Source organism: Nonomuraea rubra, from assembly GCF_014207985.1.
Classification (GTDB): domain Bacteria; phylum Actinomycetota; class Actinomycetes; order Streptosporangiales; family Streptosporangiaceae; genus Nonomuraea; species Nonomuraea rubra.
This window is the reverse complement of sequence record NZ_JACHMI010000001.1, coordinates 6,946,514-6,966,192: the sequence shown is the minus strand read 5'-3', so window position 1 is coordinate 6,966,192 and position 19,679 is coordinate 6,946,514. Positions and strand designations below refer to the sequence as shown.

Sequence of the window (19,679 nt, the reverse complement as noted above, 5' to 3'; positions counted from 1 at the left end):
CCAGACGTCCGACAAGGTAGCGATTTCCACCTGAACGTGTCTAGACCGTTTTAGGTTCCGGCTAAACCACCAGGTCGCGGAGGCCGCTCAGGACCCCTGCTGACCTCCCGGTGGCAGGCGCCGCTGAACCGGGTCAGCCGGACGTTAAGCGACCGTTTCTTGGGCGTTCCCGGTCGTTGACACTGTTGTCACGCGAGCTCTATCTTCAGGGCACTTATTCGGTAAAGCAATCGTTCAGCCGAATCCGAGAAAGGCCCTGCCCCATGCGATCCCTCCGATGGGCGAGCCTCGCCGCGGTCGTCCTGGTCCTCTCCCTGGCCCCGCCCGCGCACGCTGCCCCCGCCCCAGCGGACCTGACCTCGCTGAACACCCGGTTCGTGACCCGCTCGGACTCCCGCCTCGACCTCGACGGCAAGCCGTTCCGCTTCGCCGGCACCAACATCTACTGGCTCGGCCTGGACGAGAACGTCGGCGGCGTCGCCTACCCGACCTTCTTCCGCATCCGGGACGCCCTCGACACGGCCAAGGCCATGGGCATGACCGTGGTGCGCTCGCACATGCTGGCCTCCACCGGCAACCCCCTGTCGATCCTGCCCTCGAAGGAGGCGGGCTTCAACGACGAGGCGTTCGCGACGGTGGACTACGCGATCGCGTACGCCGGCTCGATCGGCCTGCGCCTGATCCTGCCGCTGACCGACGAGTGGTCCTACTACCACGGCGGTCACCGCGACTTCACCGAGCCCTACGGCCTGCCGTCGGAGGCGTTCTACACCGACGAGCGGGTGATCGCCGACTACCAGGCCTATGCCGAGCACGTGATGCGCCGGGTCAACCCGCTGACGGGCAAGGCCTACAACGCCGACCCCACGATCATGGCCTGGGAGTTCGGCAACGAACTGGAGGGCATGACCCTCGACTGGATCAACACCAACGCCGTCAAGTTCCGCCAGTGGGCGCCGCGCCAGCTCATCGCGGCCGGCCGCCGCTTCGACCTCGACCCCGACACGCTCGCCGCGCCCGGCGTGGACATCGTGGACGTGCACTACTACCCGCCGACGGCCGAGCGGGTCGGCGCCGACGCGGCCACGGTGACCGGCGCGGGCAAGGTCTACATCGCCGGCGAGTACGCCTCCACCGCGGCCACCAAGGAACTGCTCACCCCGCTCGCCGCGGACCGCAACGTCACCGGCCTGCTGTCGTGGTCGCTGTTCGGTCACCACGACCGGGGCGGCTTCGTCCAGCACGACGACGGCTTCACCCTGCACTATCCCGGCGACGACGAGCGCATGCGGGCCTCCGTCGAGGCGCAGGTCGCCTTCGCCGAGCAGGTCTCCCCGCCGAGCGGCCGCCCCGCGCGCGTCGGGCCGCCGCTCATCACCCAGGTGGACAAGCGCGGCGGGCTCAACGAGCTGCGCTGGCGCGGCGCGGCCGGCGCCGCCGGCTACGTCGTGGAGCGCTTGCGGCGTGGCCGGTGGAGCGCCGCCCACCAGGGGCTGCTCACCGACAACCAGACGCCGTGGATCGACCCGGGAGCGACGGGCGAGGTCACCTACCGGGTCGTCCCGGTCGATCGGGACGGCCGCCGCGGCACCGCTTCGGAGCCGGTGCGGGTCGCCCGCTCGCAGGTCGTGCTCGTCGACCCGCTGCAGACGACGGACCTGGCCGGCGGCCACGAGAACGTCACCATCACCCCGGCCGCGGCCGTCGCCGACGGCGAGGCCTGGATGTCGTGGAGCCGCCCCGGGCTGCAACGGGTGCGCTTCGACGTGGCGGGCCGGCCGCGTATAAAGGTGCAGGTCTCCGACGACGGCTCCGCCTGGCGCACCGTGCGGCACGAGACCGACACCGTGCGGGACGAGACCGACACCGTGCGGCACGAGAGCGGTGACGTGCGGCACGGGAGGGGCGACGGCCAGGTGACGGCCGAGATCGGCGGCGCCGGGCACGTCCGCGTGCTCTGGAGCGGCGGCAAGGGGCTGACCCGCGCCACCCTCTGGTCGGCCGACCCCGCTCCCGTCACCGCGCCTCCAGCCGCCCCCGCGCCGCTCACCCCGGCTCCCGGCGCCCGTGACGTGCTGGGCACCCCGGCGTTCACCTGGAGCCCGGCCGCGGGCACGGGCCTCTACACGCTCACCGTCTCCGAGCACGCCGACCTGAGCGACCCCGTGCTGTCGGCCACCGCGATCACCGGGACGGAGCACAGGCCGTCCGGGGAGCTCGAACCCGGCGTCACCTACTACTGGCGGATCACCGCGGTCAACGCGGCCGGCCGCACCCACGGCGCGGTGTCCACCTTCGCCACCCGCCCGCTGCCCACCGCCCCCGCCGTCGTGGACGACTTCACGGGCTACGCGGACTCGGCCCAGCTCGCCGCCGCCTACGCGCGCAACCCCGGCGGCGACCAGATCACCCCGTCGCTGCTGCCCGGCCAGGGCATGCGGCTGGACTACACGCTCGGCGGCGCCGGCTACGCGGGCGTCATCCGTACGTTCTCCCCGGCCCTGGACGTGTGGGGGCAGCACGGCCTCGAACTGCGGCTCGCCCAGACCGGCGCGGCCGCGAAGATCACCGTCCAGTTCGTCACCGGCGGCGTCTACTTCGAGCACACCCTCGACGCCGCACCGAACGGCGTGGTGCGCATCCCGTTCACCGAGTTCGACCACCCGAGCTGGGCCGGCGCGGGCCCGCTCGACGTGACCCGCTTCGAGCAACTGTCGTTCTACGTCGGCGGCGGGCCGGGCACCGGCGCGCTCACCGTCGACCAGGTCACCGCCTATCCCGCCCCGTAGGAAGGGGAACCCCCCCATGCGCACCCCCCGCAGCCTCTTACTGACCCTGGCGGTGGCCCTGGCCACCGTCGCGAGCCTGGCCACGCCCGCACTGGCCTTCCCCGCCGCCACCCGGGCCGGCCTGATCAGCTTCCTGAACGGGATCTCCGGCCGGTACACCCTGTCGGGCCAGCACAACCGCGAGCCCAACAGCGACCCCACCAAGTACACCCGCGTCGCCCAGAGCATCACCGGCCAGACCCCCGGCCTGTGGGGCGGCGACTTCCTGTTCGCCTCCTCCGACGTCGCCAGCCGCCAGACGATGATCAACGAGGCCATCCGCCAGTGGCAGGGCGGCTCGGTCGTGACCCTGACCTGGCACATGTGCCCGCCCACCACCGGCTCCACCTGCGGCTGGGACTCGGCGGGCGTGCTCAGCCACCTGTCCGACAGCCAGTGGAGCCAGCTCGTCACCAGCGGCACGAGCCTCAACAACGCCTTCAAGAGCCGGCTCGCCGAGGCCGTGCCCTATCTGCGCCAACTCCAGAACGCCGGGGTGCCGGTGCTGTGGCGGCCCATCCACGAGATGAACGACGGCTGGTCCTGGTGGGGCGGCCGGCCGGGCGCGTCGGGCAGCAGGAAGCTGTACCAGATCACCTACGACTACCTGACGTCCCAGGGGCTGACGAACCTCGTGTGGGTCTGGAACGTCAAGGACGTCTCCATGGGCTCGATCGGCGAGTACTGGCCCGGCTCGTCGTACGCGGACGTGGCCTCGCTCGACGTGTGGGCCAAGCTGGAGCCCTCCTCCTCCGACTACCAGGCGATGCTCGGCGTGGCCGGCGGCAAGCCGATCTCCCTGGCCGAGGTGGGCCGCGCCCCCAGCCCCGCGCTGCTCGACGCCCAGCCGCGCTGGACCTGGTTCATGGTGTGGGCGGAGTGGCTGACCGACCCGTCGTACAACACCAACGCGAGCGTGCAGGCCAGCTACTTCGGCCCGCGGGTGTACAACCGCGGCGAGTTCGCCATCACCGGCGGAGGCGGCGGCACGACGAGGACCGGGAAGATCAGGGGACTCGGCGGCAAGTGCGTCGACGTGGCCGCCGCCAACCCCGCCAACGGCACCAAGGTGCAGCTCTACACCTGTGACGCCAACGGCAGCGCGCAGGCGTGGACGGTCGGCTCCGACGGGACCATCCGCGCGCTGGGCAAGTGCCTCGACGTGGCCGGCGGGGTCAACGCCGACGGAACGAAGGTGCAGATCTGGGACTGCACGAGCGGCAACGCCAACCAGCGGTGGACCTACGACTCCGCCACCCAGCGCCTGACCAGCGCGGCCACCGGCAGGTGCCTGGACGCGACCGGGCAGAGCTCGGCCGACGGCACCGCGCTGCAGATCTGGAGCTGCACCACCAACGCCAACCAGAAGTGGACCCTGCCCGCATGAGGAAGGTGCTCACCGTCCTGCTGACCCTCCTCACGCTCTGCGCGGCCGTCCCGGCCGCGCAGGCCGCGGACTCCTACCGGGAGCAGCTGGACGACTTCTCCACCTACGCCGACAGCGCCCGCCTGTCGGCCGCGTACGCGCCGAACCCCAACGGCGGGACGAACACCGCCACGCTCGTGCCCTCGCCGTTCGGCGCCGGGCTCGGCAACGCGATGGCGCTGTCCTATACGCTGACCGGCGGCTACTCGGGCCGCTCCCGGCCGGTGAACGGCTACTGGCCCGGCCTGCGGGCCGTCGAGCTGTGGGTCGCCAACGCCACGCCCGGCCAGGACGTGCTGCTGCAGCTCTCCGACGGGGCCTCCTACGAGGCGCACCTGAACGCGGTGCCCGGCTTCGACCCGGCCTCGGCGCAGCCGCAGCACCTGACGATCCCGATCGGGTCGTTCACCCCCAAGACGGGCACGGGGACGATCAACACGGCGGGGATCACGTCGTTCGCCCTCTACGTCAACCAGGTCGGCGACGTCCGGGAGGGACGCATCACGGTGGACGAGATCGAGCTCGTCTTCGACGAGAAGCCGTACGTGCCGGAGGTCTCCTTCCCCGGCGGCGCGCTGACGGCCGACCGGGTCGGCAACCTCGTCACCGCGCTGAACGCCGCCGCCGTGCTGCCGGCCGGCGCGCGGATCGTGCAGGCGCGCTACACCTCGGACAACGCGGCCGTCCTGCCCTCCTCCGGCGACCGGTTCGCCCCCAAGGGCGACTTCGCCGGCAACGGCAGCGCGCTCGTCCGGCTCCAGCAGCTCAAGCTGCACCAGAACGGCGTCACGTTCACCGTGGACCAGGACGTGAGCCTGCGCCTCCGGGTGCGCAACCTGCCGCCGCGCGTGGACGTGACCGCCTACCTGAAGGGCCTGACCGGCAGGGGCATGCTCGCGGCCATGCACCACGACCAGTCGTACGCCGACCCGCTCAACGCCGACGTGCTGCACCAGCGGGTGGCGAACCAGTTCGGCGTGTACCCGGCCCTCTACAGCGCGGACTTCCTGACCGGCGGCACCGTGCCGTACCGGCAGAACATGATCGACGAGGTGAGGCGGCAGTGGGCCGGCGGCGGCCTCGTGCAGATCATGTTCCACGTCTCGCCCCCGCAGTACACCGTCGCGCAGGAGCGCTTGAGGGCGGCTGGGGCGGCGACCAGGCGCACGAGACGCTGCCCGGCCCGAACCGGATCTTCAGCTACCTCTACAACGACCAGTGGAAGGAGCTGATGACCGACGGCAGCCCGCTCAACCTCAGCTGGAAGCGGCGCATGGACGAGTACGCCCGCTACCTCCAGCAGCTGGAGGACGCCGGCGTGACCGTGCTGCTGCGGCCCTTCCACGAGATGAACCAGCACGTGTTCTGGTGGGGCGGCCGGCCGGGACTGACCGGCAGCGCGGGGCTGTACCGGATGTTCCACGACTACCTGGAGGTCGAGAAGGGGCTGTCCAACATCGTCTGGGTGTGGAACGTCCAGGACCTGCCGGACAACTACGGCTGGGCCGACGGCGACCCGAAGTTCGACCGCTACGAGGGCCTCGAGGGCGGCCTGGCCGAGTACGACGCCGGCGACTGGTCCTCCTTCAGCCCCGGCAAGGACTACTACGACGTGCTGTCGGTGGACTTCTACGACCCCGAGGGCTACGCGGCCCGCCACTACGAGCAGGCGCGGTCGATCGCGAGGCGCGACGGCAAGCCGATGATCATCGGCGAGACGTTCGTCTTCCCGTCGCGGGCCGAGCAGGCGGCCCAGCCGGACTGGACGCTCGCCATGCCGTGGGGCGTGCGCACCTGGAACCACAACACTCCGGAGGCGATGGCCGAGTTCTACCACCACAGCATCGGCGCCGCCGGCGTGCCGCGCCTGGCCGCCCGGCGCAACGCCATCGACGCCCTGCCGCGCGTCTCCGCGGAGGCCACGTCGGACGCCCGCGAGCCCGCCACCGACGCGGTCCTCACGTTCGTCCGCCCCGCGCACTCCGCGGGCGAGGAGCTGACCGTGCGCTACGCCGTCCGCGACGACCGTGACACGCGGGCCGGCCGGGACTACGCGCCGCTCGACGGGCGCGTCACGTTCCAGGCCGGCCGGACCACGGCCACCGAGACGGTCCGGGTGCTCGACCGGCGCGGGCACTCGCCGGCCGGGCGCACGGTCACGGTCACACTGCTGCCGGGCAGGGGGTACCGCGCGAGCGCTCCCGCCACGGCGACCGTCCGGATCCTTCCGGAGGGGTGACGGGGGTGCGGCGGTATCCCCGAGCGGGGGAGACCGCCGCACGCTTTCACACCGGACCGGTCGGCCCGTGGGGAACGCGAAGGCCGCCGGAGTTGACGCGCTCTCCTCTTCCTCCGCATGCGGCGGCGACGGCTTCCTCCGCATGCGGTGCGGGTCATGCGGCGCGTACCGCGGTGATCGCGAATCGCTCGACGTCGGCGACGTGGCCGCCGGTCCAGACGACCAGAGTCAGCACCTCGCCCCGCTTCGCCTTCGAAGACAGGTTGAGCTTGACCCGCCACGGCTGCGCGGTTTCGACCCCGCCGGCGGGTTCGCAGCACGAGCTGCCCAGGACGCGGGCCGGATGCCGTCGCAGCGCCTGAACCCGCAGGCTTTCGTCCACGCCCCTGATCTTGCCGCCCACCGTCACAGGGAAGCGGACCGCCGAGCCGTACGCGGGCGTCGTCAGAGACAGCTGCTCGTCATCGGTGCCGACGACCTCCCACGGCGCGTTCTCGCCGTCCCCGAACCGGACCAGGTGCACCACCGCGGCCACGGCCGGCCGGCCGGATTCGGAGCTGCGGTAGCCGACCTTGACCCGGGCGTGCCGGCCTTGCACCGATCTGCCCACCTCGACGTTGATCTCCTTGAAGCGGAGAAGGTCGCGGGTGAAGCGCAACGCGGTCTTGCCGGGGTCGAGATGCCAGGCGTCCTTCCCGCTCTTGTCGTGGGCTCGCTGCCAGGCGCGCACCTCGGCCAGGTCCCCGAAGGGCCAGACCGGCTGGTAGTGCCCGGCGACCAGCACGGGCCCGGGCCGTGTGCCGCCCCAGGCGCCGGACGACGACGGTACGGCGGCGGTCGTGGCGCTCAGCTCGGACGACGTCGTTCGGAACGCGGTCCCGGAGGCCGGCCCTGAGCCGCCCCCCGCCAGGACGAGCCCCGCACCCAGCACGACGGCCATCATCCGCCGGGCGCCCAGGCGGCCCGGATGACGACGAAAAGGTGTGATCATCTTGTTCCCCCATCCCCCTGATGGGCGGCCCGTGTGTGCCGCCCGTGAGCCAAGAAGCCAGCGGGATCTCCCCACCGGCTGGTCAATTCGGACTCACTTCGTATGACGTGAGAGCGCCGGTTCGGGTTCGGAGCGCGAGGAGATGCGTGTGGCCACCACCATGGGGTGACGTCCCTGCCTTGGTGGGGGCGATCTTGTGCAGCGGGGGATGTTCTCCGGGCCGGGCGCGCGTCGTGAGCCATATGCGCGGTAGCGTGACGATCAGGTTCAGCGGCAGGGCCGGGGCGGCAGACATCGCTCCCGGTCCCTGCCCATCGCACGGCAGTCTCGGAGGTGATCACGGTGCATCCGGTCTAGTGACGGCCCCGGCCAGGGGTGTCACGGAGCCGAAAGGTGACCGTATGAGCAAGACCGACAAGACCCGGCCCTGGTGGGTGCGGATGGCCGACGCGCCGATGGTGACCTGCCGCCCCGCGCACGATCACCGGTACGGGCCGTGCACGCTGCCGGACGAGATCACCATGGACAGCGCGTCGTTGAACCGCCGGACGAGCGGCTGCTACTGGCAGGCCACCGCCCACTTCCTGTTCGACTGCGGTGGCCTCAGCGGGGGACGGGAGGCGTACTTCATCCGGCGCGAGGACCGCCGCCGAAGCCGCCATCAGGCACGCCGTCGGCTGCGCACCATCATCGACCTGAACATACGCCGGTGAGACCGTCTCGGCGGCCCCCTCCACGAGTGCTCACCTGCCGCTTGACCTGCACTGGATGCGTTTTCCGGCAGGCGTACTCCACTCACCTGCGCCGCCCGTTTCCGCGCCGGCGGTCACTGGCCGTCCGGGTCAGGTCAGTCGCCTTCCTGGCCGCTGCGGGCGCCCGGTGCGGGGTCGGCGTCCCCGTTCGCTTCGCTGCTGCCCGGCTCGATGATCCCGGTGGCGCGGCGACGGGCGGTCGAGCCGGCCCTGAGCTGCGGGTCCTCCGGTTGCGGGCGGTCGAAGGTGGGGCGGGCCTCCTTCCAGTGGCCGCGGGTGAAGTCGGGCACCTTGACCGGGCGCAGGTGGCCGGACCTCAGCGACTCGTGGCTGAGCGGGATCACCGAGCACCACGCCGCCGAGTCGTAGACGTCGATGTCGGGCGTCATCCCGAGCCGCATCAGCTGGACGAGGCGGAAGATGGACACGAAATCGCCGCCGCCGTGCCCGCCGTACTGGTCGGCCAGCCTTTCCAGCAACGGCCATAACCAGTGGTCGTACTGCTGGCGGATGGCGGTGTAGGCGTTGCCGGTCCGCCACGTGTGGTCGTCGTGGCCGAGCGATTCGAGGTAGACCCGGGCGTTGTCGAGCTCGATCGACCCCCGGGTGCCGGTGAGCGTGGTCTCCCTGGTGTACGGGTGGGGGGAGTTCACGTCGTGCTCGACCCGGATGAACCGGCCGCGGGCGGTGGTGACGAAGCAGGTGTGCCGGTCGCCCGAGATGTACGGCCTGTCCTGCCAGGACGAGTGATCCGGGGTCACCCGCGGGTCCTCCTCGCGGAACAGGGCCAGCGCCTTGGGCAGGGAGGCCACGGCGACCAGCTCGTCGAAGCGGTCCCCGCGGTTGATGCCCATGGCGGCCGAGACGGGCCCCAGGCCGTGCATCGGGTAGTGCAAGGCGTTCATCCGGGTCTGCCAGCGCCGCCGCCAGTGCTCGGGGTGGTAGGCGCCGCCGAACAGGTACGGCCAGCGCAGGTCGTGGACGTAGCCGCCGGAGCCGTGCTGCAGCTCGCCGAAGAGCCCCGCCTGGACCATGTTGAACATCTGCAGCTCGGGACGGAAGTAGTTGACGTTCTCCAGGAGCATGCAGTGCTTGCGGGTCCGCTCGGACGTGCGCACCAGGCTCCAGATCTCGTCCAGGTGCGGGGAGATCGGCAGCTCGACCGCGACGTGCTTGCCGTGCTCCATGGCCGCCCTGGCCTGCGGGTAGTGCCATTCCCACGGGGTGGCGACGTAGATCAGGTCGATGTCGTCGCGCTGGACGAGCTTGAGGAAGTCCTGCTCGCCCGCGGAGTAGCCGACCGGCTCGACGTCCTGGAAGCCCTGCTGCATGATGCGGGCGATGGTGCGGCTGACCCGTTCCGGACGGATGTCGCACACGGCGGTGACCGTGGAGACGGCGCCCCAGCGCACGTCCTGGCTCCCGCCCCGGTTGCCGAGGCCGATGAGCCCGACCCGGACGTTCTCGAAACCCTCGAACGGCACGTTCACCATGCCGCGCTCGCCCTGGGCGCGCGGCGGTTCCCAGGCGGTCGAGGCGTGGGCGGCGCCGGCGCCGCCGACACTCGTGGCGGCGCCGAGCGAGATGCCGGACCTCAGCAGGTCGCGGCGTGAGGGGACGTAGCGGTGCGGAGCGGCCACAGCGATCACTCCCTGCTCGGTGGACGGTGCTGATGCCTGGCGCTTTCCCCCCGGTTATGGGCAGTATCGATCGTCCGTCGCTCGCGGGCAAGAGAGGCGCCGCGGCACAGGAGCGCGCGGCGCCCGGGCGCGGCGTCAGGCGTTGCGGACGCGGTAACGCACGTGGGGCACGAACGCTCCACCCGCGACCGCCTCCACCGGGACGAGCTCCACCTGCTCCCCGTCGAACAGGCGCGTGCCGCCGCCCAGCAGCACGGGCGCGATGTGCAGCCAGATCTCGTCGAGCAGGCCCGCCCGCAGCAGTTGCCGGGCGACGTCCGCGCCCATGACGATGACGTGCTTGTCGCCCGCGGCCTCCCTGGCGCGGCGGACGGCGGCCTCCAGGCCGTCGAAGGCGAACGTCCCGCCGTTGTCGCCGAGCAGGTCCTCCCTGGTGCGGTGGGTGACCACGAAGCTGGGCACGCCGGGCCACGGGGTGCCGCCCCACGGGCGCAGGCCGAGGTCGAACGTGTGCCGGCCGATGACGACGGCTCCGACCGCCGCGTCCACCTGCCGCCGCATGTCCTGGTCGACCGGCGAGGCGTTGCCCATCCACTCGTGCAGCCGCTCGCCGCCGTCCCCCATCGGCTCTTCCGGGCGGACGTCGGGACCCGCCGTGAAGCCGTCGAGGGACACCGACACGTCCAGAATCACTTTGCTCATCGCGAGCCGTCCTTCCTTGCGCGGGCGCCGCCGTCCGGCGCCGTCACCAGAAGGTCGGAGCCGGACGCGCGCCTTCGACATCGCGCGCATGGCGCGGGGGGAGGGGCGGGCATGGGGAGCGGCATCGGGAGCGGCATGGGGAGCGGCATGGCGTGCCGCATCAGGCGTTGTGGTCCCGGACGCGGAGCAAACGGCTGACCACTTGGTTAGTATGCTGAGCATGCGGTCAAGCGAGGATGCCGATCTCACGGCGCGTGCCCGGATCAGGAACGCGGCCCTGGAGCTGTTCGGCGCGGAGGGTGTGGGCCGGGTCAGCCTGCGGGCGGTCGCGACTCGGGCTGGGGCATACGGGAGGGGCGGGCGCGGCCGAGCGACGACCCGGGGCGTGTTCGCCGACGATCGCGCCCTGGCGGCGTGGGACGAGGTCAGGAGGCGGCGATGAAGGTCCTCATCCTCACCCACGGCACGCACGGCGACGTGCAGCCGTATGCCGGGCTGGCACTCGCGCTGCGGCGGGCCGGGCACGAGGCGGTGCTGGCCGCTCCGGCGGCGATGGCCGCCCTGGCCGAGCCGCACGGGATCACCTTCGCACCCGTGGACGACGGGACGAACAAGCTCATCGACGACCCCGGGATCCGTGAGGCGATCGAGAGCAACTACCGGGGGCTCCGCGGCAAGAAGGTCGCACTGGAGGTGATGCGCCGCAGCAAGCCGCTCCTGGCGAAGGTGTTCGACGACATGGCAGGCGTGGCGGAAGCGGGCGCGGATCTCGTGGTGCACGCGCCGGGCATCCCCGCCCACCACTTCGCCGAATGGCTCGGCGTGCCCGCGGTGCCCGCCGCGCTGCAACCGGTGTGGGTGCCGACCGCCACCTTCCGCAACCCGATGCTGCCGGTGCCGCTGCCGAAGGCGCTCAACCGGGCTTCGTACCTGGCGATCAAGCTGATGCTGCGCTCCTTCGGCGGCATCGCCGACCGGCTGCGCGCCGAACGGCTGGGCCTGCCCCGGCGGCGCGGCCGGCACGACTTCCTGCGCCGCCCGGACGGCGGCCCGGCCACGGTGCTGCAGGGTTTCAGCACGCACGTGCTGCCGGACGGGCTCGACTATCCGCGCTCGGTGCACACCACCGGCTTCTGGTTCCTGCCCGCGCCGCCCGGCTGGACGCCCTCGGCGGAGCTGGCGGCGTTCCTGGCGGCAGGGGACAGGCCGGTGTACATCGGGTTCGGCAGCATGGCGGGCAACGACCCCGCGCGGGTGGGGCGGGTGGTGGCCGGGGCCGTGCGGCGAGCGGGGGTGCGGGCGGTGCTGGCGTCCGGGTGGGGCGGCCTGCGGGTGGACGACCTGCCGGACGGCGTCTTCGTGCTGGACCAGGCGCCGCACGACTGGTTGTTCCCGCGCATGGCCGCGATCGTCCACCACGGCGGCAGCGGCACCACGGGCGCCGCGCTGGCCGCCGGCCGGCCGCAGGTGGTCTGCCCGTTCGTGGCCGACCAGCCGTTCTGGGCCGCCCGCACGTACGCGGCCGGTGTCGCGCCGCCGCCTCAGCCCCAGCGGCGGCTCACCGCCGAAGGGCTCGCCGCAGCCATCGGCCAGGCCCTGGACCTGGAGGAGAACGCCGGACGCCTGGGCCACCTCATCCGGGCCGAGGACGGAGCACGCCGCGCCGTCACGATCCTGGAGTCGCTGTCATGAGCATCGCCGGACGTGCCCTGGCCGCCGGGCCCGGCTGTCCGGGCCCGCGTCTCGTCCATCACACCCCCGTACGGCCCTCGGCCGTCATCCTTCCCGCATCGGAGTGAGCATGACCAACATCGCCGGCCTGCTGACCGCCGCCGACCGTGACGCCTTCCTCGCCGACCTGGCCGAGCAGGGCCCGGTCAGTCGCGGCACCTATGTGGACGGCACCCCCATCTGGCTCGTCACCGGCTATCCGGAGAGCGTCACGGTGCTGACCGATCCGCGCTTCAGCAGCGACGTCGCCAAGCAGGCCAAGATCGACGTGGCGGCGGCGGCCGGGCTGCCCGAGGACGTGGTGCCGTACCTGATGCGCACGCTCGGCGCCTATGACCCGCCGGACCACACCCGGTTGCGCAGGCTCGTCTCCCGCGAGTTCACCGCCCGCAGGATCGAGGGGCTGCGCCCGCGCATCCAGGAGATCGCCGACGAGCTGCTGTCCGGCCTGCCCGCGGAGTTCGACCTGATCGAGCGGTACGCCTACCCGCTGCCCATCCAGGTCATCTGCGAGCTGCTCGGCGTCCCCGCACAGGACCGTGACACCTGGCGCGGCTGGGCCGCCGATCTCGGCGCACCAGATCTGGAGCGGCTCGCCGCCGGGGCCAGAGGGCTGGTCGGCTACATGCGCGACCTGATCGCCGCCAAGCGGGCCGCCCCGGGAGAAGACCTGCTGTCCGGGCTGGTGCGGGTGCGCGAGGAGGACGGGGACCGGCTCAGCGACGAGGAGCTGATCTCGATGTCCGTCAGCATCCTGATCGCCGGGCACGAGACCACCGTCGGGCTCATCAGCCAGAGTGTCCGGCTGCTGCTCACCCGCTCCCTCGGCCTCGGCGACGTCGCGGCGGCGGTGGAGGAACTGCTGCGCTACAGCGGGCCCGCCGAGATCGCCGTCCTGCGCTACACCCTGGAGCCGGTGGAGCTCGGCGGCGTCGTCATTCCGGCGGGGGAGGCCGTCCAGGTCGTGTACGCGGCGGCGAACCGCGACCCGCGCCGCTTCGACCGGCCCGGCCTGCTCGACCTGCACCGTCCCGACAACGCTCACCTCGGCTTCGGGCACGGCATCCACTACTGCCTGGGCGCCGCGCTGGCCCGCGCCGAGACGCAGATCGCGCTCACCAGCCTCCTCGATCGCTTCCCGGAGCTCACCCTGGCCGGTGAGGTCGGCTGGCAGCCGGGGCTCAAGCGGGCGCTCACCGGGCTGCCCGTCCGCACGTCTCCGGAGCCCTGACGATGGCATGCCGCCGGTCTCAACAACGCGTTTGAATTGCGGACGAATCCGTCAGGATTGCGTAGAGGTGCCGCCCTTTTGAGCCGGGCGGCCCGATAGTGAAGACATGGCAGTCCACACAGGCGATCTGGCGGATCCGCCGGATACCGAGCGCCACTTCACCGGCGGCATGGAACAGTTCCACCACCCCCGCAGAGTCCGTACCGACCGCAGGAACGGATCCGCCCCGACCCCGCAGCGCGCGCGACTCCTGGCCGGCCTGGGCGGGCGCGTCCTGGAGATCGGGGCGGGCGACGGGGTGAAGCTCAGCTGCTACCCGGCCGAGGTCGAGGAGATCGTCCTGGTCGAGGCGGATCCGTTCCTGCGAGCGGCGGCGAAGGGCATCGCCGGACGCCTGGCCACTCCGGTCCAGATCCTGGACGGCGACCTGCGGGCCCTGCCCGTTCCCGGCGGCTCGTGCGACGCCGTCGTGTGCTCACTGGTGCTGTGCTGCGCCGCCCGCGTTCAGGACGCGCTGAGCGAGGTGCGGCGGGTGCTGGCGCCGGGCGGCGAGTTGCGCTTCTACGAGCATCAACGGTCGGCGAAGCCGCTCATGACGCTGGCGGAATGCCTGGTCACGCCGGTCTGGTCGCGGGCCGCGGGAGGCTGCCATCCCGCCCGTGACATCGTGGCCGGCATCCGTGAGGCAGGGTTCGTCATCGAGAGCTGCGACCGGTTCTCCTTCCTGCACTTCGAGCACGTCCTCGGAGTGGCCAGGCCTGCTTGCGGCGACGACTGACCGCGGTGGCCATCATCCATAGGAGCAGCGGATCGCGTTGAACTTGAGCCTGGTCGGCGATTCGCAGCTCGGCACCGGCTAGCGCGCCTGGCTGCACACGATGAACTTCGTGCTCGGCGGGCTGCTGACCGGCTTCGGCTGGATCGCACCCGCCGCTACCAGCTACCCGAGGAGAGGGTCATCGTCCGGCGGCGCGGGACCGTCCGCCCGGCCGGCGCCGAGCTCGGACTGAAGGCCGTTCAGGATCGTGCGTAGACCGAACTCCAGCTCGTTGCCGGGGGCCGCAGCGGTGTCGTCATGGTCCTGAGTCGCGCTGTGGGCGCGTAGCCGCGGGAACCGCATCGCGATCTCGGTCGCCTGCGCCACCATGGTGCGGATCTGTTCCTGCTCGTCGCCGCCCGTACGGCGCAGGCGCGCCCTCCATGCCGCTTCGGAGGCCACGCCGAGGGCGGTGCCCAGGACGAAGGTGAAGACGGTCTTCATGGCCTGCTCCACGTCACGTCCGGTGAAGCCGGCCGCCTGGTAGACCGCGAGCAGGTGGTCGTCGTGGCGGGCCTTGCCGGGGCCGTACAGGAGGTGGGTGCTCATGGCGGGGACGAGCCAGGGGTGCCGGAGGATCATCGCGAACAGTCCCTTGGCCATGGCCGTGGCCGCCGCCTGCCAGGTGACCTCCTCCAGGTCCGGTAGCTCGATCTCCTCCCAGACCGCGTCGGCGGCGAGGACGAGGAGGTTGTCCTTGCTCTTGACGTGCCAGTAGACGGCCGTCGCCGCGGAGTCCAGGCGGATGCCGAGCTGGCGCATGCTGAGGCCCTCGATGCCCTCGCTGTCCAGCAGTTCGACGGCTGTTCGGACGATCTGGTCCTTGGTCAACGTCTCGCGTGGCACCTGCCCAGGATACGGGGGCTCTTGCACAGTGTTCGAGCCCGGACTTGCACAGTGTTCAAGTCCGGTCGTACGCTCCGACTTGAACACTGTGCAAGTCGTCGGAGGGGATCCCCGTGATACCGGTCACCGTTCTGTTCGCCTCGATCCTGCAGCTGCTGCTCGCAGGCACCTTCTTCGTCATCCCCGTCGTCGGCCGCCGTCGCGGTCCGGCCGCGCAGAGGGCGGCCGAGACCGAAGTGGCCGGGCAGGGGCTCCCGGCCGCCGTCCTGGCCCGGCACCGGATCGACTTCGGGGCGAGCCGGGCCAGCGTCGTCCTCGCGATGTCCATCGGGGTGTGCCTGGCGGCGCTCGCCCTGCTCAACCTGAGCGGAAGCGGCACCGGCCGGATCCTGTCGTGGATCTTCCAGGCGGTCGTCCTCGTGCTCGGATGCGTGATCATGCCTGGCGAGGTGTTCACCACGCGATACATCGAGGCGGCCGTCCGCAAGTCGGACGACCAGGACCTGCGTCGCCTCGACGTCGGAGCGGTCGTCGAGGCTGCGGCGAAGGCGTACCCTTCCTGGTTCCGCGGTGTGATCGCCGCCCGCCTCGTCCTGGCGACGGCCGGCTCGCTCCTGGTCATCATCATGCTGGCCATGCCTGGCGCCGGTGAATACCTCGCGTGATCGCTTCCGTGACGCGTGGGCCACTACTTTGTGATACTGTGTAGTGGTACTCGGGGTCACAGAGTACCGAGTGAATCGAGAAGGATCCGCGATGGACGACCTGACGGAGATGCTGAAGGGCACGCTTGAGGGCTGCGTGCTGGAAATCATCGGCAGCGAGGAGACCTACGGGTACGCCATCACGCGCCGGTTGAACGAGCTCGGCTTCGCCGACGTCGTCGAGGGGACGGTTTACACCATCCTGCTGCGGCTGGAGAAGAAGGGGCTCGTCCAGGTGATGAAACGGCCGTCCGAGCAGGGGCCGCCGCGCAAGTTCTACGCGCTCAACGACGCGGGGCGCGGGGAGCTTGCGACGTTCTGGGCGAAGTGGGAGTACATCACCTCGCGGATCGACAAGCTCAAGGAGGGCGGAAGATGAACTTCTGGGAGGCCATCACCGGTAGTGATCTGACCAGGGACTTCAAGGCGTTCGAGGTCCGGGCGGCGGCGTTGCCGGCCGATCACCGGGCGGCGTGGGAACAGGTCAAGGGCGGTCTGTTTCTCTACGGGGACTTCACGGGCCGCAACCTGATGCCGATTCTCGACGGTGTCCTGGGGCTGCTCGAAGAGACGGCGGCCGACGGGCAGAGCATCGACGAGGTGCTGGGGGACGACATCGCGGGCTTCTGCGCGGCGCTGGCCGGCGGATCAGGGGCCCGGAACTTCCGGGACCGGTGGCGCGAGCAGCTGAACAGGAACGTCGCGAGGAAACTGAGCCGGCTGGGAGGCTGACGTGAGCATCCGGGACATCATCGAGGGCAAGAGGCAGTGGCGGGCGCACGTGGCGCGGGTGAAGGCGCTCCCGCCCGACTACGAGATCGTCTACAAGGAGATTCAGAGATACTTCTTCAAGGTCGGGCCGGTCGGGCTGAGTGACGGGTCGCTGCTCACGGGGATCCTCGACTTCTTCGAGGAGGGTGTCGCGGCCGGCAAGGGCGTTCTGGAGCTCATCGGCGACGACGTCGCCGCCTTCGCCGACGACCTGATCAAGGACTCGCCCACCTATGCGGAGCTCTATCAGGAGTCCATCAGCGGGAAGCCTGGCACGGCGCAGAAATGATCCGAATCCACCCGTGCGGTGGTCGTCGAGCGTGAACAGGCGTCGCCTGTCCGTCGTCGGCGGGCCGGCCGCGCTGTCGCTGGACGCGATGGCGTCGATCGCGTACGGGGTGGCCGCGCTGACGTCGGCCTTCCCCGGGCTGCTGCCTTCTCTTGATCGTCGCGGGGGCTGGTCAGGGGCGAGCCGGCCGTCCCGGTCGAGCAGCAGGTACGAACCTGCAGACGGTCGGCGTGCCCGAGCACGCCTGGCAACGGATGCTCCAGAACCAGCGCGGGGCCGTTCCGCCAGGGCGCTGCGCCGGCGCACGGATGCGGTGGTGTGCCGGATGCGGTTCCGCGTCTCGGACAGGCCCGTCCCCGTTGAGCCGTCCGCGGCGGCCGGGTAGGCAAGCAGGTCCCGAGCGCGAGGATCGGGCGGAGGCCAGGTGATCAGCGCTTGCGTGAGCTGCGGATGATCAGGCGGCCGTACGGAAGCTCTCCCGCGACGTGGACGTGCAGCCCGCCCGGGCGGGGGCGGCCCGGCGCCTTGCAGATCACCCGGCCCCATTCGGTACGTACCCCGTCGGCGTCCGCGCTCGCGCCGGCGGGCAGGATGATCAGGGCGCGGCCGTACGCGAGCCGGAGCTCGATGTCGACCTGCGCGTACGGGGCGTGGGCCTGGGTCAGGTCGAGCCGCACGCTGCCGTACTCGGAGTCGATGCGCAGCCGGCGCGGGACCTGCCAGTCGCCCGTCCGCGTGACCCGCCCGCCGACGGACTCGAGCCGCACCGGCTCCTCGCCCGGCAGGTCGGCGACGACCGGCGCCAGCTCGTGGGCGGAGGTGGCGGTGAGCGCCCGTTCGAGCCGCGCCTCCAGCTCGGCCGGGTCGAGCCGGCCGTCCGCGTACGCCTGCTGGACGAGCTCCACCGCCCGGTCGCGGTCCACGTCGGAGACGCGGCTCATCGGCTGACGGCCTTCTTGTAGAGCCGCGTGGCCAGCGGCGCGAACACGACCAGGAGCAGCACCGACCAGAGCAGCGACACCGGCACCGCGTGCCGGAGCGGCCAGGCGGTGGGCGCCGGCATGGCCGCGCTGGTGTTGCCGAACAGCTCCCGCGCGGCCTGGACGAGCGTGGACACCGGGTTCCACTCGGCGACCACCTTCAGCGGCCCGGGCAGGCGAGTGCTGTCCACGAACGCGTTGGACAGGAAGATCAGCGGGAACGACAGCAGCGTCGCCACGTTGTTGAACACCTCCGGGGTGCGCAGGGCCAGCGCGACGGTCGCCGTCACCCAGGAGAAGGCGTACGCGAACAGCAGCAGCATCAGGAAGCCGAGCGCGCCCTCCAGCGGTGAGCTGTGGATGCGCCAGCCCACCAGCAGCCCGACGAGCGCCATGGTGACGATGCTGGTCACGTTCATGATCAGGTCGGCGGCGGTCTGGCCGGTCAGCACGGCCGACGGGGACATCGGCAGGGTGCGGAAGCGGTCGAAGATGCCCTTCTGCAGGTCCTGCGTCAGGGTGTAGCCGGTAATCTGCGCGCTGCTGACGATCGTCATGACGAAGATCCCGGGGAGCAGGTACTCGCCGTACGACATGCCGGGCAGCTCGATCATGCTGCCGAAGACGTACGTGAACAGCAGCACGAACACGACCGGGAGCATGACCACGCCCCCCAGCAGGTCGGGGGCACGCCGGATCTTCAGCGCGTTGCGTTTGGTGATCGTCAGGCCGTCGGCGACGGCGATCCGCAGGGCGTTCATCGGGCGTTCTCCTTCACCTTCTCGCCGGCTGCCCCGTGTCCCGTGAGGGTCAGGAAGACGTCGTCCAGGGTCGGGCGGCGCAGGCCGGCGTCGCGTACGGTGATCCGCTCGGCGGCCAGGTGGCCGAGCGCGCCGGTCAGCGCGGCGGCGCCGCCGGCGACCGGGATCGTCAGCCGCAAGGCGGCGGCGTCGATCCGCACGTCGCCGACGGCCAGCGGCGCCAGCGTCCGCGTGGCGGCGCGCAGGTCCCTCTCGCTCGTCACCGACAGCTCGATGCGGTCGCCGCCGACCTGGTCCTTGAGCTGGTCGGCGGTGCCGAGGGCGATCACGCGGCCGTGGTCGACCACGGCGATGCGGTGGGCGAGCCGGTCGGCCTCCTCCATGTACTGGGTGGTGAGCAGGACCGTGGTGCCGCCGGCCACGAGCTCGCCGATGACCTCCCACAGGCTGGTCCGGGCCCGCGGGTCCAGGCCGGTCGTGGGCTCGTCGAGGAACAGCACCGGTGGGTCGGCGACCAGCGCGCCGGCCAGGTCGAGGCGCCGGCGCATGCCGCCCGAGTAGCCCTGCACCGGGCGGCCGGCGGCCTCGGTGAGGTCGAAGCGTTCGAGCAGTTCGCGGGCGCGCTGCCGGCTGCGCTTGACGCCGAGGTGGTAGAGGCGGCCGACCATCTCCAGGTTCTCCGCGCCGGTGAGGTGGTCGTCGACGGCGGCGTACTGGCCGGAGGCGCCGATGCGGGCGCGCAGCCGGGAGGCGTCGCGGACGACGTCGAGCCCCGCCACCCGGGCGTGCCCGGCGTCCGGTTTCAGTAAGGTCGTCAGGATCCGCACGGTGGTGGTCTTGCCGGCGCCGTTCGGGCCGAGCAGCCCGAACACGGTCCCCTCGGGGACGGTCAGGTCCATGCCGTCGAGGGCGGTCAGCTCGCCGTACTTCTTGACCAGGCCCTCGGCCACGATCGCGTCGGTCACGGGTTT

Annotated in this window: 20 protein-coding genes; 13 read left to right on the top strand and 7 right to left on the bottom strand. The window is 71.5% G+C overall.

The window, feature by feature from the left end:
• Positions 1-263: 263 nt before the first annotated feature.
• The 4 genes from HD593_RS31845 to HD593_RS31830 are packed head-to-tail and all read left to right on the top strand — an operon-like array spanning position 264 to position 6,493.
• A complete protein-coding gene (locus HD593_RS31845) occupies positions 264-2,789 on the top strand; it encodes a cellulase family glycosylhydrolase (RefSeq protein ID WP_185105664.1) in 2,526 nt (841 codons plus the stop codon).
• A 16-nt stretch (positions 2,790-2,805) separates the two neighbouring features.
• On the top strand, positions 2,806-4,215 hold the full coding sequence (locus HD593_RS31840) for a glycosyl hydrolase (protein WP_185105663.1): 1,410 nt from the start codon (positions 2,806-2,808) through the stop codon (positions 4,213-4,215).
• On the top strand, positions 4,212-5,486 hold the full coding sequence (locus tag HD593_RS31835) for a hypothetical protein (protein ID WP_185105662.1): 1,275 nt from the start codon (positions 4,212-4,214) through the stop codon (positions 5,484-5,486). The genes HD593_RS31840 and HD593_RS31835 overlap by 4 nt, the downstream gene beginning before the upstream one ends.
• Entirely contained in the window at positions 5,486-6,493 is a 1,008-nt protein-coding gene (locus tag HD593_RS31830; protein ID WP_185105661.1) for a glycosyl hydrolase, read from the top strand. The genes HD593_RS31835 and HD593_RS31830 overlap by 1 nt, the downstream gene beginning before the upstream one ends.
• A 154-nt stretch (positions 6,494-6,647) precedes the next feature.
• Here the strand turns inward: HD593_RS31830 and HD593_RS31825 are convergent, their stop codons facing one another.
• Positions 6,648-7,484, bottom strand: coding sequence for a hypothetical protein (locus HD593_RS31825; RefSeq protein WP_185105660.1), 837 nt, complete (start codon positions 7,482-7,484; stop codon positions 6,648-6,650).
• A 401-nt stretch (positions 7,485-7,885) separates the two neighbouring features.
• Between HD593_RS31825 and HD593_RS31820 the strand changes: the two genes are divergently transcribed.
• On the top strand, positions 7,886-8,197 hold the full coding sequence (locus HD593_RS31820) for a hypothetical protein (protein ID WP_185105659.1): 312 nt from the start codon (positions 7,886-7,888) through the stop codon (positions 8,195-8,197).
• Between the two features lie 134 nt (positions 8,198-8,331).
• Here HD593_RS31820 and HD593_RS31815 read toward each other — a convergent pair whose 3' ends face one another.
• Positions 8,332-9,876, bottom strand: coding sequence for a Gfo/Idh/MocA family protein (locus HD593_RS31815; RefSeq protein WP_185105658.1), 1,545 nt, complete (start codon positions 9,874-9,876; stop codon positions 8,332-8,334).
• A 135-nt stretch (positions 9,877-10,011) separates the two neighbouring features.
• Positions 10,012-10,578, bottom strand: coding sequence for a dihydrofolate reductase family protein (locus HD593_RS31810; RefSeq protein WP_185105657.1), 567 nt, complete (start codon positions 10,576-10,578; stop codon positions 10,012-10,014).
• 220 nt (positions 10,579-10,798) lie between these two features.
• Between HD593_RS31810 and HD593_RS60530 the strand changes: the two genes are divergently transcribed.
• The 4 genes from HD593_RS60530 (at position 10,799) to HD593_RS31790 (ending at position 14,318) form a co-directional block, all read left to right on the top strand.
• On the top strand, positions 10,799-11,020 hold the full coding sequence (locus tag HD593_RS60530; protein WP_221525093.1) for a TetR family transcriptional regulator: 222 nt from the start codon (positions 10,799-10,801) through the stop codon (positions 11,018-11,020).
• Positions 11,017-12,270, top strand: a complete 1,254-nt coding sequence (locus tag HD593_RS31800; RefSeq protein ID WP_185105656.1) for a glycosyltransferase — start codon at positions 11,017-11,019, stop codon at positions 12,268-12,270. The genes HD593_RS60530 and HD593_RS31800 overlap by 4 nt, the downstream gene beginning before the upstream one ends.
• Before the next feature lie 109 nt (positions 12,271-12,379).
• A complete protein-coding gene (locus HD593_RS31795; protein ID WP_185105655.1) occupies positions 12,380-13,540 on the top strand; it encodes a cytochrome P450 family protein in 1,161 nt (386 codons plus the stop codon).
• 106 nt (positions 13,541-13,646) lie between these two features.
• Positions 13,647-14,318: a class I SAM-dependent methyltransferase gene (locus tag HD593_RS31790; RefSeq protein ID WP_185105654.1), complete on the top strand. Its 672-nt coding sequence runs from the start codon at positions 13,647-13,649 to the stop codon at positions 14,316-14,318.
• 162 nt (positions 14,319-14,480) lie between these two features.
• Here HD593_RS31790 and HD593_RS31785 read toward each other — a convergent pair whose 3' ends face one another.
• Entirely contained in the window at positions 14,481-15,203 is a 723-nt protein-coding gene (locus HD593_RS31785) for a TetR/AcrR family transcriptional regulator C-terminal domain-containing protein (protein ID WP_185105653.1), read from the bottom strand.
• A gap of 113 nt (positions 15,204-15,316) precedes the next feature.
• On the opposite strand from HD593_RS31785, the gene HD593_RS31780 reads away from it, so the two are divergent.
• The 4 genes from HD593_RS31780 to HD593_RS31765 all read left to right on the top strand — a co-directional run bounded on the left by HD593_RS31780 (position 15,317) and on the right by HD593_RS31765 (position 16,967).
• The gene (locus HD593_RS31780) at positions 15,317-15,868 is read left to right on the top strand and encodes a hypothetical protein (RefSeq protein WP_185105652.1); all 552 of its coding nucleotides are present in this window, start codon (positions 15,317-15,319) and stop codon (positions 15,866-15,868) included.
• Between the two features lie 91 nt (positions 15,869-15,959).
• Positions 15,960-16,286 carry a PadR family transcriptional regulator gene (locus tag HD593_RS31775; RefSeq protein WP_185105651.1) on the top strand — a complete coding sequence of 109 codons (327 nt, stop codon included), beginning with the start codon at positions 15,960-15,962 and terminating at the stop codon, positions 16,284-16,286.
• On the top strand, positions 16,283-16,639 hold the full coding sequence (locus HD593_RS31770; RefSeq protein WP_185105650.1) for a DUF1048 domain-containing protein: 357 nt from the start codon (positions 16,283-16,285) through the stop codon (positions 16,637-16,639). Before HD593_RS31775 ends, HD593_RS31770 begins: the two co-directional genes overlap by 4 nt.
• Position 16,640: 1 nt before the next feature.
• On the top strand, positions 16,641-16,967 hold the full coding sequence (locus HD593_RS31765; protein ID WP_185105649.1) for a DUF1048 domain-containing protein: 327 nt from the start codon (positions 16,641-16,643) through the stop codon (positions 16,965-16,967).
• Between the two features lie 428 nt (positions 16,968-17,395).
• Here HD593_RS31765 and HD593_RS31760 read toward each other — a convergent pair whose 3' ends face one another.
• The 3 genes from HD593_RS31760 to HD593_RS31750 are packed head-to-tail and all read right to left on the bottom strand — an operon-like array spanning position 17,396 to position 19,673.
• On the bottom strand, positions 17,396-17,908 hold the full coding sequence (locus HD593_RS31760) for a DUF1707 SHOCT-like domain-containing protein (RefSeq protein WP_185105648.1): 513 nt from the start codon (positions 17,906-17,908) through the stop codon (positions 17,396-17,398).
• Entirely contained in the window at positions 17,905-18,708 is an 804-nt protein-coding gene (locus HD593_RS31755) for an ABC transporter permease (protein ID WP_185105647.1), read from the bottom strand. Before HD593_RS31755 ends, HD593_RS31760 begins: the two co-directional genes overlap by 4 nt.
• A complete protein-coding gene (locus HD593_RS31750) occupies positions 18,705-19,673 on the bottom strand; it encodes an ATP-binding cassette domain-containing protein (RefSeq protein ID WP_185105646.1) in 969 nt (322 codons plus the stop codon). Before HD593_RS31750 ends, HD593_RS31755 begins: the two co-directional genes overlap by 4 nt.
• Positions 19,674-19,679: the final 6 nt, after the last annotated feature.

Bases quoted from the DNA above. Each gene is read 5' to 3' on its own strand.
- HD593_RS31840 (WP_185105663.1), top strand. From the start codon at position 2,806: ATGCGCACCCCCCGCAGCCTCTTACTGACCCTGGCGGTGGCCCTGGCC.
- HD593_RS31775 (WP_185105651.1), top strand. From the start codon at position 15,960: ATGGACGACCTGACGGAGATGCTGAAGGGCACGCTTGAGGGCTGCGTG.
- HD593_RS31800 (WP_185105656.1), top strand. From the start codon at position 11,017: ATGAAGGTCCTCATCCTCACCCACGGCACGCACGGCGACGTGCAGCCG.
- HD593_RS60530 (WP_221525093.1), top strand. From the start codon at position 10,799: ATGCGGTCAAGCGAGGATGCCGATCTCACGGCGCGTGCCCGGATCAGG.
- HD593_RS31830 (WP_185105661.1), top strand. From the start codon at position 5,486: ATGACCGACGGCAGCCCGCTCAACCTCAGCTGGAAGCGGCGCATGGAC.
- HD593_RS31770 (WP_185105650.1), top strand. From the start codon at position 16,283: ATGAACTTCTGGGAGGCCATCACCGGTAGTGATCTGACCAGGGACTTC.
- HD593_RS31845 (WP_185105664.1), top strand. From the start codon at position 264: ATGCGATCCCTCCGATGGGCGAGCCTCGCCGCGGTCGTCCTGGTCCTC.
- HD593_RS31835 (WP_185105662.1), top strand. From the start codon at position 4,212: ATGAGGAAGGTGCTCACCGTCCTGCTGACCCTCCTCACGCTCTGCGCG.
- HD593_RS31790 (WP_185105654.1), top strand. From the start codon at position 13,647: ATGGCAGTCCACACAGGCGATCTGGCGGATCCGCCGGATACCGAGCGC.
- HD593_RS31820 (WP_185105659.1), top strand. From the start codon at position 7,886: ATGAGCAAGACCGACAAGACCCGGCCCTGGTGGGTGCGGATGGCCGAC.
- HD593_RS31810 (WP_185105657.1), bottom strand. From the start codon at position 10,578: ATGAGCAAAGTGATTCTGGACGTGTCGGTGTCCCTCGACGGCTTCACG.
- HD593_RS31755 (WP_185105647.1), bottom strand. From the start codon at position 18,708: ATGAACGCCCTGCGGATCGCCGTCGCCGACGGCCTGACGATCACCAAA.
- HD593_RS31760 (WP_185105648.1), bottom strand. From the start codon at position 17,908: ATGAGCCGCGTCTCCGACGTGGACCGCGACCGGGCGGTGGAGCTCGTC.
- HD593_RS31825 (WP_185105660.1), bottom strand. From the start codon at position 7,484: ATGATCACACCTTTTCGTCGTCATCCGGGCCGCCTGGGCGCCCGGCGG.
- HD593_RS31795 (WP_185105655.1), top strand. From the start codon at position 12,380: ATGACCAACATCGCCGGCCTGCTGACCGCCGCCGACCGTGACGCCTTC.